The organism is Nonlabens dokdonensis (genome assembly GCF_002162835.1).
Classification (GTDB): Bacteria; Bacteroidota; Bacteroidia; order Flavobacteriales; family Flavobacteriaceae; genus Nonlabens; species Nonlabens dokdonensis_B.
Genome location: NZ_MAAX01000020.1, coordinates 1 through 14789 on the forward strand (window position 1 = coordinate 1; position 14789 = coordinate 14789).

General features: G+C 34.8%; 14 protein-coding genes. 7 read left to right on the forward strand and 7 right to left on the reverse strand.

Annotation, left to right across the window (positions count from 1 at the left end; all coding sequences use genetic code 11):
- On the reverse strand, positions 1-189 hold a 189-nt coding region (locus A9Q93_RS01110), incomplete at its 3' end, for a hypothetical protein (protein ID WP_303685536.1).
- Between the two features lie 49 nt (positions 190-238).
- Here A9Q93_RS01110 and A9Q93_RS01115 point away from each other — a divergent pair.
- The 4 genes from A9Q93_RS01115 (at position 239) to A9Q93_RS01130 (ending at position 3232) form a co-directional block, all read left to right on the forward strand.
- Complete coding sequence (locus A9Q93_RS01115; protein ID WP_303685537.1) at positions 239-1786, forward strand: cryptochrome/photolyase family protein; 1548 nt, start codon at positions 239-241, stop codon at positions 1784-1786.
- Between the two features lie 329 nt (positions 1787-2115).
- The gene (locus A9Q93_RS01120) at positions 2116-2283 is read left to right on the forward strand and encodes a lmo0937 family membrane protein (RefSeq protein ID WP_015362854.1); all 168 of its coding nucleotides are present in this window, start codon (positions 2116-2118) and stop codon (positions 2281-2283) included.
- Positions 2284-2315: 32 nt separating this feature from the next.
- Entirely contained in the window at positions 2316-2456 is a 141-nt protein-coding gene (locus A9Q93_RS01125) for a hypothetical protein (protein WP_303685538.1), read from the forward strand.
- Between the two features lie 68 nt (positions 2457-2524).
- Entirely contained in the window at positions 2525-3232 is a 708-nt protein-coding gene (locus tag A9Q93_RS01130; RefSeq protein ID WP_303685539.1) for a hypothetical protein, read from the forward strand.
- Positions 3233-3295: 63 nt separating this feature from the next.
- Here A9Q93_RS01130 and A9Q93_RS01135 read toward each other — a convergent pair whose 3' ends face one another.
- The 5 genes from A9Q93_RS01135 to A9Q93_RS01155 form a co-directional block, all read right to left on the reverse strand.
- Positions 3296-3853 carry a type 1 periplasmic binding fold superfamily protein gene (locus A9Q93_RS01135; RefSeq protein ID WP_303685540.1) on the reverse strand — a complete coding sequence of 186 codons (558 nt, stop codon included), beginning with the start codon at positions 3851-3853 and terminating at the stop codon, positions 3296-3298.
- Positions 3854-3863: 10 nt separating this feature from the next.
- Positions 3864-6323 (reverse strand): TonB-dependent receptor, encoded by a 2460-nt coding sequence (locus A9Q93_RS01140; RefSeq protein WP_303685541.1) that lies wholly within the window; start codon positions 6321-6323, stop codon positions 3864-3866.
- Between the two features lie 49 nt (positions 6324-6372).
- Positions 6373-6666, reverse strand: coding sequence for a hypothetical protein (locus tag A9Q93_RS01145; RefSeq protein WP_303685543.1), 294 nt, complete (start codon positions 6664-6666; stop codon positions 6373-6375).
- Between the two features lie 97 nt (positions 6667-6763).
- Positions 6764-7771 (reverse strand): hypothetical protein, encoded by a 1008-nt coding sequence (locus A9Q93_RS01150; RefSeq protein ID WP_303685544.1) that lies wholly within the window; start codon positions 7769-7771, stop codon positions 6764-6766.
- A gap of 152 nt (positions 7772-7923) precedes the next feature.
- Positions 7924-9927, reverse strand: coding sequence for a putative porin (locus A9Q93_RS01155; RefSeq protein ID WP_303685545.1), 2004 nt, complete (start codon positions 9925-9927; stop codon positions 7924-7926).
- Between the two features lie 40 nt (positions 9928-9967).
- On the opposite strand from A9Q93_RS01155, the gene A9Q93_RS01160 reads away from it, so the two are divergent.
- The 3 genes from A9Q93_RS01160 (at position 9968) to A9Q93_RS01170 (ending at position 13517) form a co-directional block, all read left to right on the forward strand.
- Positions 9968-10567, forward strand: a complete 600-nt coding sequence (locus A9Q93_RS01160; protein WP_303685546.1) for a ribonuclease HII — start codon at positions 9968-9970, stop codon at positions 10565-10567.
- A gap of 64 nt (positions 10568-10631) precedes the next feature.
- The gene (locus A9Q93_RS01165) at positions 10632-13064 is read left to right on the forward strand and encodes a hypothetical protein (RefSeq protein ID WP_303685547.1); all 2433 of its coding nucleotides are present in this window, start codon (positions 10632-10634) and stop codon (positions 13062-13064) included.
- Positions 13065-13082: 18 nt separating this feature from the next.
- Positions 13083-13517 carry a PH domain-containing protein gene (locus tag A9Q93_RS01170; protein WP_303685548.1) on the forward strand — a complete coding sequence of 145 codons (435 nt, stop codon included), beginning with the start codon at positions 13083-13085 and terminating at the stop codon, positions 13515-13517.
- Between the two features lie 20 nt (positions 13518-13537).
- On the opposite strand, the gene A9Q93_RS01175 is transcribed toward A9Q93_RS01170, so the two are convergent.
- The gene (locus A9Q93_RS01175) at positions 13538-14632 is read right to left on the reverse strand and encodes a DNA topoisomerase IB (protein ID WP_303685549.1); all 1095 of its coding nucleotides are present in this window, start codon (positions 14630-14632) and stop codon (positions 13538-13540) included.
- Positions 14633-14789 lie beyond the last annotated feature (157 nt).

Genomic DNA, 14789 nt, shown 5'->3' on the forward strand with positions numbered 1-14789 from the left:
GCATTTACTTGCTCGGTTCTTTTTGCGTTGATTTAAGTAAGGAATAAGAAGCGCAATTAAAAACCCTTGACCAGTAGTATAAATCATTAGATTGGTAGAAGCGCTAGTTGTAGTAAAAAAAGAAAAGTAAGCAAGGATCAACAACCATAAAGCAGTAGCACCGAAAAGTAAAGTTTTAGAAATTTTCATAATAGAACATTTAATTAATAGGTAGCATGCATGTTAAAAAAGTTACACAATGTCTCAGAAAACACTTAGATTAATATTAGGCGATCAATTAAATCATAAGCATTCATGGTTCAATGAAGATCAAGACAATAATATTTACTTTATGGCCGAGATGCGCCAGGAAACGGACTATGTGACGCATCATATTCAAAAAGTAGTCGCCTTTTTCATGGCCATGCGCGGTTTTAATGAATGGATGCAGGATCGAGGCTGGAATACGGAGTATTATAATCTTGATGATGATCGTAACCAGCAAGATCTAGTAGATAACTTAAAACAACTTATTGAAGAGCAGAATATTGAAAAGTTTGAATACCTCGCGCCAGATGAATGGAGACTAGATCAACAGCTTAAAGATTTTTGCAAGTCTCTTGATATAGAGTGGCAAGGTTATGATACCGAGCATTTTTTGACCAAAAGAAAAGATGTAGAGAAATTTTTTGAAGGTAAGAAGCGCCTAACTATGGAATATTTCTACCGCGATATGCGCAAGAAATACGATATTATGATTGAGGGCGATAAGGAGCCAGAAGGTGGCAAGTGGAATTATGACCAGAGCAATCGTAAAAAATGGGATGAAAAAACCGAAATCCCACATGAGCGTGGTTTTAGAAAAGATGTCAAAGAAATTACAGATTTACTAGATCAACAAGGAGTAAAAACTATAGGTCGTATAGATCCAGAAAATTTCAACTGGCCTACGACAAGACAAGACGGACTAGATGTTTTAAATTATTTCTGCGAGCATTTATTGGTGCATTTTGGCGATTTTCAAGATGCCATGCACACGGACCAAGATTACCTGTTCCATTCTAGAATAAGTTTTGCGATGAATTGCAAATTACTTTCTCCACTAGAGGTTATTCAGACGGTTTTGTCTCGCTTTCGCGAAAGCGGGAAACCTAAAATAGATATTTCTCAAGTAGAAGGTTTTGTCAGACAAATTCTGGGCTGGCGTGAGTTTATGCGTGGTATTTACTGGAAGGAAATGCCAGATTATCAAACTAAGAATAAGTTAGAAAACAAAAATAAGCTGCCAGAGTTTTATTGGACAGGAGAGACGAAGATGAATTGTCTAAAACATGCTATTAACAACTCATTGGACAACGCTTATGCGCATCATATACAGCGATTAATGGTGACCGGTAATTTTGCACTTCTTAATATGACTGAGCCCAGTTATGTGGATGAGTGGTATTTAGGAATTTATATAGATGCTATAGAATGGGTAGAAATTACTAATACAAGAGGTATGTCGCAATGGGCAGATGGTGGCGTTGTAGCTACAAAACCATACGTAAGTAGTGGTAGTTACATCAACAAAATGAGTAATTACTGTAAAAGTTGTGCGTATAAGGTAAGCAAGAAAAAAGCTGAAGAAGATGCCTGCCCTTTCAACTCGCTCTATTGGAATTTTCTTGACGAGAAAAAGGAACATTTTGCTTCTAACCAGCGTATGAATATGATGATGGCTTTGCTTAAGAAAATGGATCCAGAATTATTACAAAAACATAAAAATAGAGCACAAGATGTGATTGATAATCCAGAGAAGTATTAAGTAAAGCGGTATAATTTATTTAATTACTCTAGGCAAGATCTATTATAATTTGGTAAACACTTAAATTCATCATTCATGTTTATGGCATCTTAAATTACTACGTGCAGATATGAGAATATTTAGAAACGCATTGTTGCAGCTAACCTACTTGTTTAGGATTAACTCTTTGATTAATTGATTTTTACGGTAATTTAAAAAATAGTTACATCAGGTCGCATAAATTCAGAATCCTTACATATTTTAGTTAAAAAATTTAAAATTGCTGTTTGTTTAACGTTTAACTCAATTTTCTTGTATTACTTTTATCATGAACCAATAAAATATATATTATGAGAAGTTTACTTTGGCTTGTAGCCGTAATTTGTATAATAGGATGGGTATTAGGTCTACTAGGTGTGATCCCAGGATTATCAACAGGAGGATTATTTCATGCATTAATTGTAATTGCAGTTATAGTTATTCTAATTAATATTATTTCTGGTAGAAAGCCTTTATAATCATAAAAATCAATCATTAAAATTTATCAATTATGTTAAAAAAAGTTTTTGTAGTAGCAATAGCTGCCATGTTTACATTAGGTACAGTAAGTTGTAGAGAAGAATCTACAGGTGAAAAAATAGAAGATGCTGTAGATAGCGCAGCAGATGATGTTGAAGATGCTGTAGATTAACTTATCTACATTTTTATATAGAAAACCGCTTCAGAAATGAAGCGGTTTTTTTTGTACCTTTAATTACCATGAATAAATATTTAAACCTTATTTTTTTATCCATTTATCTTCTTTGTTTCACTACTGTTACCGCTATGGAAAAATATGTAGTTATAAATCCAGAAGGAGCAAAAGTATATGAGCAACCTAAATTTGATGCAAAAGTGATTGCCATTTTAAATTTTGGAGATACGATAATTAAGAAAAAATCCAATGTCTTAAAGGAGAGGTATTTTGCCTCAAACGATATTATTCTTAACGGCTACTGGATTAAAGTAAAGGTGAAAAATAAGGATGCCTATACATTCAGTGTACATTACAGCAATAAATTATCGATAACAGGTATTGATGGTAAAGGTAATCCCAGTATAAATCTTTTAGGGGCTTTTTTAAGAAGTACAAATGATACCGTAATTATTGAGTTGACTAATTCAAATACTACTTATGAAACAGATCAATTGACAAAATGGTATGAACACGGTAAATCAATAGAAACTCAGTTAGATGGTTGCAAGGATTATAGTTATACTTATGAAGACGCAACGTTAAATGAAGTTTACTTTAAACAGGTCCTTGATCATTTTTTTAAAACCCAAAACGGGCAGATAATTCCACCAGTATCAAATAAGCAAAGTGAAGAAAGAGTAGAATTTGGTGATTTAGAGGCTACTACAGATCTAACCATTCAGTCTAAAGGTGTAGATAAATATGTAGTTTCTTATTATTCATGCGACTAAATAAAAAAGCCCTTTAAAACCTATGTTTCAAAGAGCTTCCGACGGGCTAATTGATAAATCAATCTATTGTACAGTCACATTAAAGGTTACTTGTACATCAGTTTCTCCACCAGCATCAGATAATGTACCGTTGTTAGGCTTTGTAGGTTCATGACGCAATACTATAGATAAGCTTCCAGTTCCTGCAGCACCAGTTGATAATGTTGAAGTAACTCCTATAGGATTTCCATTTACATCTACATCAGTTTTTGAAATAGAAACACCTGAAACAGTGCTGTTGTAAAACACTTCATGCTCGTCTCCTTCTTCAATTACTTCTAACGTAATGTTTTCAGCAGGTGATTCTAATTCATTTTCAAAGCGAACTTCTCCATTGTAACTTGCTCCTGCAGTTAATGTTCCAGAAACAGTTTTTACAGGTGCGTTAGGTCCTTCACCATCTGCATCTACAGATCTAAGAATAACTGTATCAGTAGTGTCTGCTGCATTTGTTAAAGTATAAGTAACAGTGGTTATCACCTCTTCCTGATTAATAATTTGTGGAGCGTCATCATCTTCACAAGATGTCATACTCACTACTGCGATGGCAGCCATTGCTAGGGTTTGAATTGTTTTTTTCATAGTTAAAAAGTTAAAAATTATAAATAAATTGAATTTGTACATCGCGACCTACTTCATCAGCATAAAAGCGCTGTCTATTAAGATAGTTGCGATAAGAGGTGTTGAAAATGTTATTAGATGTTATGGATAATTTCGCTTTCGCGAAAGCGTAACTGAAACCAGCATTCCATAAACTATAAGCTTCTGGAGTTTGAGATATTTGAACGGTACGGTTTTCAAAAGTTCCGTCATCCAGTGGGACAAGAACATCGTAATCGTTATCAGGAAATCTGTTTTGTTGCCATACATATTGATGTGTAAGTTGAAAATTAATTCCAGTATCAGCTACGTCGTGCCAGATGAGGTCATTTTGAATTTGTGCAGGTGGCATGTCTATAAGCGCCTCATCGTTAGATGTGTCAGTTCCATGTATATAAGAAAAACGAGTCGATAATGAGATCAATTTTTCCACATTGTAAATGATCTCATTAGGATTAGACTTCATTTCTTTTGAGCGTTTTCTTGTGTAGAAATCATAAGTTGCATGAGCGTCTATTCCATACAAAAGAGCGTTTACCTGCTCGTATTCAAAAACAGGGAACGCCCCACGATTTGTGGTTTCTACACCTGTAGGAATCAACTGTATGAAGTTTTGAACTCTATTTGTATAAGGATTTACCTCAAAGTCAAATTTGCCTTGCTGAACATGAAAATTAGTGTTGATTTTATACGACTGTTCCTTTTCAAGATCTAGACTACCTAACTCTATAGTGGCAAGAGCATGGTGCAATCCATCGCTAAAAAGTTCACTAGGGTTAGGAGCTCTATTTGCCGTACTTAGGTTTATTCCTAGATCGAAATGATCATTGAAAAAGTACTTTGCTCCAGCAGTAAACGCAAAAAGATTGTAATCCAAAACTGGATTTGTAAGAATCTGATTTCCTTGCTCATTCACTTCAAATTGTGGGTACTGAGTGTCGTAACCTAAATCTTCCCAACGACTTTGCAGGTAAAACTTATCAGCATCGATTTGATAATAATCAAAACGGACACCAGCATCAAGGATCCAATTTTCATTAGGTTCATATAGCGCACTAGTAAAACCACCTATTCTGTAAGCTGAGTAATCTGGGATAAGACGGCGCACTCCTGTGGTAGCATCTGGACTATTAATTTGGTACATCGCATCAGTTCCTAATTGAATTGTAAAATCTTCTAAAGCATCTATCAATAAATGACCAGCTATAGTATGAGTTTGTAAGTCAATGTCTAACGATGCGTTCCCTGCATTCTCACCACGACGTATGTCAAATTCTTTTCTATTATTAAACTGAAAAGCATAATCTACATCTAGTTTTCCTAAACCTGCAAATCTCTTATAGGTATTGAACTGAATGCCATGATGTTGAACAGCTTGTTTAGGAGCATTTACATCATAGGTAAAATCATTTATGATAGTAGGTTGTCCAGAATTGATACTGGTGACAAGGTCTGCAGCGTTACCTATGTGGGAAGCTCGCAAGATCCCTATTTCTGTATCATAGAAGGAATATTTGAGACTTGCTCCATATTCAAATTTCTTAAATCCTAAAGCTATATTAACTGCAGCGGTCTCACTTCCTGTATTACTGAGAATATAATCTGGTGACTCAAAGTCTCCTAATCTTTTGTAGGTAAGAGTCGCTTGTTGATACCAGCCAGAATTACGGTAATTATTAACAGTAGCTGTGGCACTTCCTCCACGTCCATTAATCTGGCCTTGGAGGATAGCGCGCCCCATCAACGTATCTTTAGAAATTACTCGAGATGGCTCAATGACTATCGTACCACCGATGGCATCGCCTCCATATCGCAATGCGCTGGCACCTTTTATAACTTCTATACTGCTAGCTGAGTTGATGTCTACGTTAGGAGCATGCTCCACGCCCCATTCTTGATCTTGCTGTCTTAAACCATCATTAACGATAGCTACACGACTGCCGTAAAGTCCGTGAATAACCGGTTTTACTACACTGTTTCCTGTTTTAAGCGAGGTAACACCTTGAACTGTTGCTAGCGCATCACCTAATGAAGCTCCACTGAACTTTTCTATAGTTTCAGACTTAATTCTGGTACTGGACTGAGTGCTGGAATGATTATCATGAACATCTGCAATGACTTTTACTTCTTCGAGATCACTGATATGGTGTTCTAGTTTTATATCTACTGTTTTATTGGTATCTATATTAATTGTAATATTCTTAGTATTACAATCATAGTGAGATATGCTTAAATCGTAGATGCCAGCACACAGGCCGGTAATCTCATAGGTGCCATCAGCCTTTGAGATGTAGGTTTTTTGCATTTGTTTTACATAGATCTGCGCTAATTCTAGCGGTTGCACATCATGAAAATCTGTGACTTTTCCCTTTAGGGTTAAATCACATGTTTGTGCGTTACTGTAACAACAGCTTATAAAAAAGACTATTGCCACAAAATGCTTGATAAACATATGGGATAATTAAATTACTACTTAGGACTAGGGCAAAGCGCCCGCTTACTTATAGGTAGCTTGAAAACGGCGGTGGCCGTGTGGTGTAGATTTTTGATAGTGATTCCGCTTTCGCGAAAGCGAGATCAATAATGACCTCTCTTTTTACATGGGAATTTACCTGTGTGGGAATTTCAATGGCTGGAGCTATATCAATAGACTCAGATTGAAAATCATGTGCAAGTAAACAAATGTTACATTCTTGCGCATCGTCCTCATGAGAAAACTCATGCAGCATAGATGTCTGTGCTGCTATAAACAGCAACAGTAAGAAGGAAGCGATTATGTGTTGATACTTTTGCACAGTTCAAATATATGACATGTTATGTTAAGGAAAATGTAAGTAATAAAAAAGGGCTACCTAGTTAAAGGTAGCCTCTTGGTATAAAAATGATTGATATCTAGTTACCTAAATAAAAATCTACAGAACTAGCTCCTGCAAGTGTGTTGTTTATAGATGGTGTTAAGTTACCACCTGATTCAAAGTTGTTATATCCCAAGATACGTCCACCGCCATTTGCAATTTCGGCAATTATAACTGTGTTAGTCGCAGTATCATAAGTTACATCTACAGGGTTACCTAATAATGTAGCAGCACCTGCAACTCTAGTTTGAATTCCCGCGATAGCAAGAGTTCCACCATCTGCTACGTTAGCGATGTTACTTCTTACGTTATTAATTACGTGAAAACCACCATCTGTATCACTACCAGCTCCAGAAGCGGCTCCTATATCTGTCATGATTAATATATCATCAGTAGCGTCATAAGCAATACCGTGTGTTCTAACGATACCTTCAATAGTAATAGTTTTGCTAGCTGCTAGAGTACCGCTTGTGGTATTAGATAAGAAATCATTAAAGATCGCTAGATCTCCTGTCTGGTCGACTACAGCATATAAATCGTCTCCTACAAATTCTACACCCCAAACTGCAAAATTCACGTCAAATTGATTTCTCAATGTGAGTCCATTTGCTGTACGTGTATAAACGTAAAACGTGTTTGTCCCATTATCTGCCACTACGATAGAATTACCGTTTAATGCTAATGCTCTCGGGCTGTTAAAGTCTACTGAGCCATTTACACCTACCACAGCAGAAATTCCTCCAGTTAAAAATGATTCTACGTTTACATAGCTATTTAGTCTTAATGAAGAACGTGAGGCTACAAAAAGTTCATCAGAAGAGGCATCATATTGTATACCTTCATTAGAGGTAGATGCCGTCGTTAGTGTTGTTACTTCGGCATTATTTGCAAAGTCGTAAACAGTTACATCGCCATTAGATACACTAGTGGCATAAAGCTCTGCTCTTGTATTATCAGGAGCGTTGTTGTTGTCATCATCACTATCACAAGATGTGAATGCTATTGCACAAAATGCGATACCAATACTTAAAATCTTAGTTTTCATAAATTAGTTTTTTTATTTCCCCAATATTAACGTAAGCAAGCCTAATATGGTTTGTTGTTTAACTAACTTTGACTGTGATTTAACATAATATGTAACAGTTTGTTAAGTTATTTTTAATTTTACTTTTTAAAAGTTAATTATTTTAAGAAAAATTACAAGAAAAAATTCCAGACGAGCCCAAAACGAATGGTGAAGTCACGGTAAGGATTACGTGGTGCACTGAAGTAATCTGTATTACTGGAAAAAATACGATTTGCATGTTCTAGTTTAAAGAAGATTCTTGTTTGGCGTACTTTGGCATTTACAAATATGTCTATAAGAGGAAAGCCGCCTAATTCATCGGTATTTTGAGAATAAAACTCGCCTAATACAGGATCATAACCGTCCATATAATATTCTGTGAAGTACTTTGCGGTGATACCAGTTTGCAATAACAGAGCATTTTTAAATAATCTGTTTTTATAATAAAGCGTTGTTCTTGCGGTTAAATCTGGTACGTTAATTATATCATTTGATTGTGTAACGTTTTGATACATTACCGTATTATCCCAACCAAAATACTTCAAAAACGTAATGTCTTTATTCAGTTTTACTTTAAAGTAAGTAATGTCATCGCTGGTCTGAAGTGGCGTCGCAGTATAGCCGGTCACCTCATTATTAGTATCTGTAATAAGATTTTGAGCAAAGTATACATGGTTTTGTATAGTTGTGAAAGTTACTTCGGCATTTAAATATTTTTTTGAATCCAAGTCAATACGCAGCTCTTGCTTCTCTGTATTATTAAAACTGTTTTGCCAGTTATAATTTACGTAATCACTTTGATGAAGTATATAATTAAAATCTGGAGCACGAGAGCTTATAGCTAGAGCGGCTGTTAGGCTCATATCTTTAAAGTCGTAAGATGCCTGGCCATTGATAAACTGGCCATCTAGATCTCCCGCAAAGTTGACGCCACCATTTGCCTTAACGTCAAATGAACCTATTCGTTTTTTAAATTGCGCTTTGAATTGATATAATTCACCTATCAATCTATTAGTTATAGTACCGTTATCTTGATTAATAACTCTATCATAACCATAGTTATATTTATGCCTTGCGACACCAGCTTTGAAGTATCCTAAAATATAGTGATCATAAGAAACACCAGCTTCTATCATTCCTTCCTCGAGATTAGTTTTATCTCTTAAGCTAGAAGATATGAAAGCTTCCCCTAGAAAAGCTTCATCTGCGGTGCTTTGGTTGAATTCATAAAATTTATCTTCATAATAAGCTTTATTGTAAATGCGACCGCTGTAATAAGATGTACTGTCTTTATTACCTATTAATTCATAATCATGATCTATGTAAAAACGCCTGCCATCTAGTATACTTTCTGCATCAATAAGATTAGGTTCTATTCTTCCACGATTGTCAAAGTTTTCATCATTATCTATAAAACCTTGAAGGGAAACAGCTTCTATTCCTCCATTTTCCTCATTGAGGTGATCTTGAAAGGTAGTATGAAGTCTCAATCTATAACGCTTGTTTTTTGAAGTATAGTTAGAAGTAAATTTAAAATTCCCTGAGCTCGTAAGTGTATTTACATAATCTCCTGCACTACGTACACCTTTATAACTTATAGAAAAGTTGAATTGAGGAGAAAGGTTTGAGGTGAAAAGCGCTTCTAGTTGCTGACCTTGATTTACTGCAGTCTTAAAAAATAGATCACTTAATGGTGTCGGGACATAATAATCCATTACATCATTTATCTCATAGTAATTTTGATGTCTTGCTCTTGCACCTAATCGAGGTGAAAGTAATTCTAGATCAAAGGACTTACCTAACTGGTTATAAGGTTGACCTACGTTATGAAACGGCATTAATTCAAAATCATCTCTACGCAAGTAGTTAAACTTAAAATCCTTAGCCATAGTGAGCGTCGTGTCTAGATAAGTAGTGTCTCGCTTTTGCGAAATGATGAGATAATCTGTAATGGGTGGTTTTTCACCTTCAACATTTACTTCTTTATTTGTTTGCAGTCGCTCATTAGGGTCTGTAGTGAGTTCATTACGAAGCCTTTGTTCCTGTGCAAATAGGAATAAGGGAAAACAAAATATTAGAATAAATAATCGATTCATAAATACAGCTGCAAAAAAACAGAGTTCAAAAGTAACCATTTAAACGATTTTAAAGCACAGCTATTATGTACTTTTGAAAATGCTTTTAAATCAAATTCATAAAGATATTATAGAATGTGGTACAGATGAGGCAGGACGTGGCTGCTTATCTGGACCTGTTACTGCTGCAGCTGTCATATTACCTCAGGATTTTAAATCTGTTTTACTAGATGATAGTAAGAAGCTTTCGCGAAAGCGTAGATATGAACTTAGAACGTTGATAGAGGAGCAGGCGCTGGATTATCACGTGTCTCATGTCATGATGGATAAAATAGACGAGATCAATATCTTGCAGGCAAGTATTCTTGCCATGCATCAGGCCATAGACGGTTTAAAATTACGTCCAGAGCACATTGCTGTAGATGGAAATAAGTTTAATCCATATCCTAAAATTCCTGCAACAACAGTCATAAAAGGAGATGGAAAATATTTGCATATAGCGGCAGCTTCTGTCCTAGCAAAAACATATAGAGACGATTTTATGTCACGTATAGCTCTAGAGCACCCAGAATATGACTGGGAGAATAACCAAGGTTATCCTACAAAGAGGCACCGTGCTGCTATAAGTAAGTATGGAGCGACACCTTATCATCGCACTACTTTTAAGTTGCTTCCTGGTCAGTTAAAATTAGATGTATAACTAGTAGTTGATTGCAATGATTAGAAAAACTAACTTGTTACTTTTGTGCTTTAAAAATAACTCAATGCGCCCATTTTTATTACTCATCATTATAGCAATATTTTTATGTGGTTGCTCTGACCAGCCGCAGGTAAATAAAGATTTGATTAACCGCATTCCTACTGATTCTAAGGTTATTATTCATGCAGATAATCTTGAAGATGTAGGACAGATGATTACTAGCAACCCATGGTATGAACAGCTTGCTGGTTTATCAAGATTAGAAGAAGTGAAAAAAGCGAGCTCTTTTCTTAAGAACTATGAGGTAGATGAGGAATCCTTAATCGCCTTGAGTATAGAAGGTAAAAATGAAGTAGTGATCACATTGATTACATCACCTATAAAGAAGGTCGTGGATTCTACTTCACAAAGTAGGTTTATCGATTACAATGGTGTGCAAATTCAAAAAAATAGTACAACATCTCATACATATTACTCTTTAAATCATAACGGTGCACATCTAGCTAGTAATTCTAGATTAGTCATAGAAAGTTTAATAAGAAGAAATATTGATGATTATGTTTTTAACGATGGCTTCAAAGATATTTATCAAAGGACTAGTGGTGATATTACCATTTATATCAAAGCCAGCGAAAAAAAATGGTTAGAACAGTTTTTATTAGGAAGGAATATTAATGATAATGGTAATCATGCCTTATGGTATCAGCTAGAAATGCGACCATCTGAGAATCATTTTCAAATGGATGGAGTCATTACGTATAAAGACAGTCTCAAGATGGACCATGATTTGTATAACAAGATTGATGTTGTAGAAAATCGCATTCAAGAGGTGACGCCTACCAGTTTAAATACTTTAAAATCTGTCACCTATAAAGATCCGTCTCAACTTATCGATAATTTGAAACGTTATCACAGTAAAGAGGTAAAAATTAATGATCAGTTACAAGATATTCTCGATAACACACAAGAAATGGCAGAGGTAACTCTGGAGAAAACCCAAGCTCTGGTATTTACCATGAAACCTTATGAGGCTGTGTTTTTAAATTTAGACAGTCTTTCTACTGCAAAGTTTACTTATAGAGATCAAACTATTTATGAATTAGAATCTCCTATCAGTACAAATGATTTAAAACCTTTGATCAAGTCTAAAAAGTACAGATTTGTCACCATTTTGAATCAGCATTTGATATTATCTACCAGTCCTACTGCGCCAGAAGAGTTTATTTCAAATTTTCAGAATAATACAGTTCTAAGTGAGCAAGAATGGTGGCAAGAAGCTATGAAAAATATGAGTAGCAGTAGCAGTTTATTAAAAATCACCAGCACTAAGGAGTTAAAACAAATTGCAGCGACTGCTCAGAAAAGCGATGTGAAATTAATTAATAATATTAATGAAAGCGAGTTTCCATTAATGGTAAGTCAGTTTGTACATGAAGATGAGTATGCGCATTATCACTTTTTGATTCCACAAGTGAGTGACGCCGCTACAAGTCAGATGGTGAGCCAGGTAGGAACCTATAAATCACCTGCTAAAATTATTAACGGCCCATTTTTGTTTCCTAATCACTTAAATAAAAAACATGATGTAGCTTTTCAAGATGATAGTTTTAGATTCCACCTTTTAAGTGAAACAGGTAAGAAGTTATGGAGTAAAACACTAGATGGACCTATTTTAGGAACTATAGAGGTGACAGACGCCTATAAAAACGGTAGAAAGCAAATGGTGTTCAATACTAGTAATACTCTCTATTTTCTAGATAGAAACGGTAAGGATGTTACAACTTATCCTAAAAAGTTTAAAGATCCTATTACACAGCCAGTGAGTGTTTTTGATTATGATAAAAAACGCAATTACCGTTTTCTTATCGCTCAAAATAACCGGTTAACTATGTTTGATAGAGATGGAAAAGAAGTTAATGGATTTCAATATAAAAAAGGAGCAACGATTACTTCACGTCCTAAACATTTTAGGGTAGGCAATAAGGATTATATCGCTTTTGCGAAAGCGGACAATTCCATATCCATCTTAAATAGAGTAGGTAAAACTAGAACTAAGGTTGATGGTAAACTAGATTTAATAAGCAATCTTTATTTCCATAAGAATAAAGTGGTGGCATTAACTGCTAAAGGTGATTATGTGGAGATCAATCTAGCATCTGGAAAGATTAAAACAATTGAAACTTATGGAGAAGAGTGTTTACTGAGTGCAAATGATGAAGTAGCAGTAATTCAGTATAATAATGACCTTATAATAAATGGAGAAGAACGAGATTTGCCCTATGGAAGCTATTTACCTGCGCAAGTTTCTCATTTAAAAAGTGGTGATTTTATTCACCTTGTGGAGACAGGAGAAAACCGTGTTTATATATTTGACAGTAAAGGAGAGGTTGTGCCTTATTTTCCAGTATATGGTAAGACTAAAAGTGAGGTGGCGCAATCTAAAGGTCGTTACATGGCTACTTTAGACGGTGACGACATTATAGTTTATAAATGGTAATGATAGAGATCATAAAAAATGAAATTTAATAGCCGTAAAGGTCCTCTATTTCAGCTAGTGACATTTGGAGTATGTATAATTCTGTGCATAGTCGTTTTTATGAGAATAACATCTGATACACCTTTGTTTAGTGCATTTTTATTGGGAGATATTATAGGTGTTCTAGTCGTTGTGTATTTATTATGGGTTTACTTTGATACCAGTTATGAATTAACAGAAACGTCCCTTAAATATAAAAGCGGTCTAATAAGAGGCTCAATCTCCACAAAAAGTATACAAGAAGTAATAAAAGGTAAAAGTCTTTGGTCAGGAATTAAGCCTGCTACTGCTAGAAAAGGCTTGATAATTAAGTATAAAGGCTATCAAGAAATTTATATCAGTCCTGAAACAAATGATTCATTTGTAAAGAAGTTATTAGAGTTTAATAAAGATGTGGAGATTACTACTCCATAATATTTACTTTGGATCACTATTTATTGATCATTTGTATTTAGAGCAAATTCAATCTCAAACTGATCAATAATTTCTTGAACACATTTTTCAGATGCTGCAAATAAATCAGTATCCGTGTAGTTTTTGTAATTTTCTCTATAAGGTGCAAACTTGCCTTCGGCATAGACATTAGGTAGTTGAGGATGTACATAATATTGTTTACACACAGATCTTGTATTTCCTAAGGCTTCGGCAGCAGTATCATAACCTTGTAAAATATTTTTTTCTCTTTCTTTAACAGTTGTAGGTTCGGGAAGGTCAATCATTTTCAAGAAGAATTCTCTTGTTGCACCCCATGTTCTAAAATCTTTTGCACTGAAAATATCACCAGCAATCTCATGCATGTAATCGTTTATCATCGAGCTATCTATAGAATGATGATCGCCATTCTCATCATAATATTGAAATAGTTCCCATCCAGGAATACCTTCACATTCTTGAATTAATTCTACTAATTCAGGATCATCTATAGTTGTTTTTTGTGACACACCTTTCTTACCGGTAAATGAGAACTGGATTTTATCGTTACTATCGTCCACATGTTTCATTCTTAAGGTAGAGAGGCCATAAGTTTTATTCTTATCTGCATAATATTGATTTCCTACTCTTATGTAGGTCTCATCCATTATGGATAAAACTAAAGCGAGACATTTTTCCTTAGTCATTTGATCTTGATCGAGATCTTGCTGCAGTCTTTTTCTAATTTTAGGTAACGCTTTCGCGAAAGCGGACATTTTAAAAAACTTAGTTTGATTGCGTAATAGAGACCAGATGTCATGATATAGATATACCTTTCTACCTTTTTCATCGCGTCCTACTACCTGCAGGTGTCCATTAGGGATTTTACTTATCCTTACTTTTTCCCATGCTGGAGGAATCACTAAAGATTTAATGCGTTTTAATTGATCTTTATCACTTAGTCTTGTTTTATTATCTACTAGATAAGTAAAGCCTCTTCCATATTTTTTACGATGTATGGATAAATGTTGATCTTGAATATATACAAGGTCTGCTAGATGTGCTGCTGCTTCTGGTTCAGTAAGGCATTCTTTTATTTGTTGGGCAGTTAAAGTCATTCTCAAATGTAATAGCAATTCTAAATGTATTTACTTAAGAAAACTCTAATTAGTAAATCATTAATTACTGTATTTTACTTTCATTTTGCTAGCAATTTAATCTTTGTCAAATAATTAAGAACAATTGAAATAAAGGTCAAGAATTAAAGAGGTATCT

Excerpts from the sequence above, each read along its gene's own strand:
- A9Q93_RS01150 (WP_303685544.1), bottom strand. The coding sequence starts at position 7,771 with ATGAAAACTAAGATTTTAAGTATTGGTATCGCATTTTGTGCAATAGCA.
- A9Q93_RS01155 (WP_303685545.1), bottom strand. The coding sequence starts at position 9,927 with ATGGTTACTTTTGAACTCTGTTTTTTTGCAGCTGTATTTATGAATCGA.
- A9Q93_RS01130 (WP_303685539.1), top strand. The coding sequence starts at position 2,525 with ATGAATAAATATTTAAACCTTATTTTTTTATCCATTTATCTTCTTTGT.
- A9Q93_RS01115 (WP_303685537.1), top strand. The coding sequence starts at position 239 with ATGTCTCAGAAAACACTTAGATTAATATTAGGCGATCAATTAAATCAT.
- A9Q93_RS01175 (WP_303685549.1), bottom strand. The coding sequence starts at position 14,632 with ATGACTTTAACTGCCCAACAAATAAAAGAATGCCTTACTGAACCAGAA.
- A9Q93_RS01165 (WP_303685547.1), top strand. The coding sequence starts at position 10,632 with ATGCGCCCATTTTTATTACTCATCATTATAGCAATATTTTTATGTGGT.
- A9Q93_RS01170 (WP_303685548.1), top strand. The coding sequence starts at position 13,083 with ATGAAATTTAATAGCCGTAAAGGTCCTCTATTTCAGCTAGTGACATTT.
- A9Q93_RS01140 (WP_303685541.1), bottom strand. The coding sequence starts at position 6,323 with ATGTTTATCAAGCATTTTGTGGCAATAGTCTTTTTTATAAGCTGTTGT.
- A9Q93_RS01160 (WP_303685546.1), top strand. The coding sequence starts at position 9,968 with ATGCTTTTAAATCAAATTCATAAAGATATTATAGAATGTGGTACAGAT.
- A9Q93_RS01125 (WP_303685538.1), top strand. The coding sequence starts at position 2,316 with ATGTTAAAAAAAGTTTTTGTAGTAGCAATAGCTGCCATGTTTACATTA.
- A9Q93_RS01135 (WP_303685540.1), bottom strand. The coding sequence starts at position 3,853 with ATGAAAAAAACAATTCAAACCCTAGCAATGGCTGCCATCGCAGTAGTG.
- A9Q93_RS01120 (WP_015362854.1), top strand. The coding sequence starts at position 2,116 with ATGAGAAGTTTACTTTGGCTTGTAGCCGTAATTTGTATAATAGGATGG.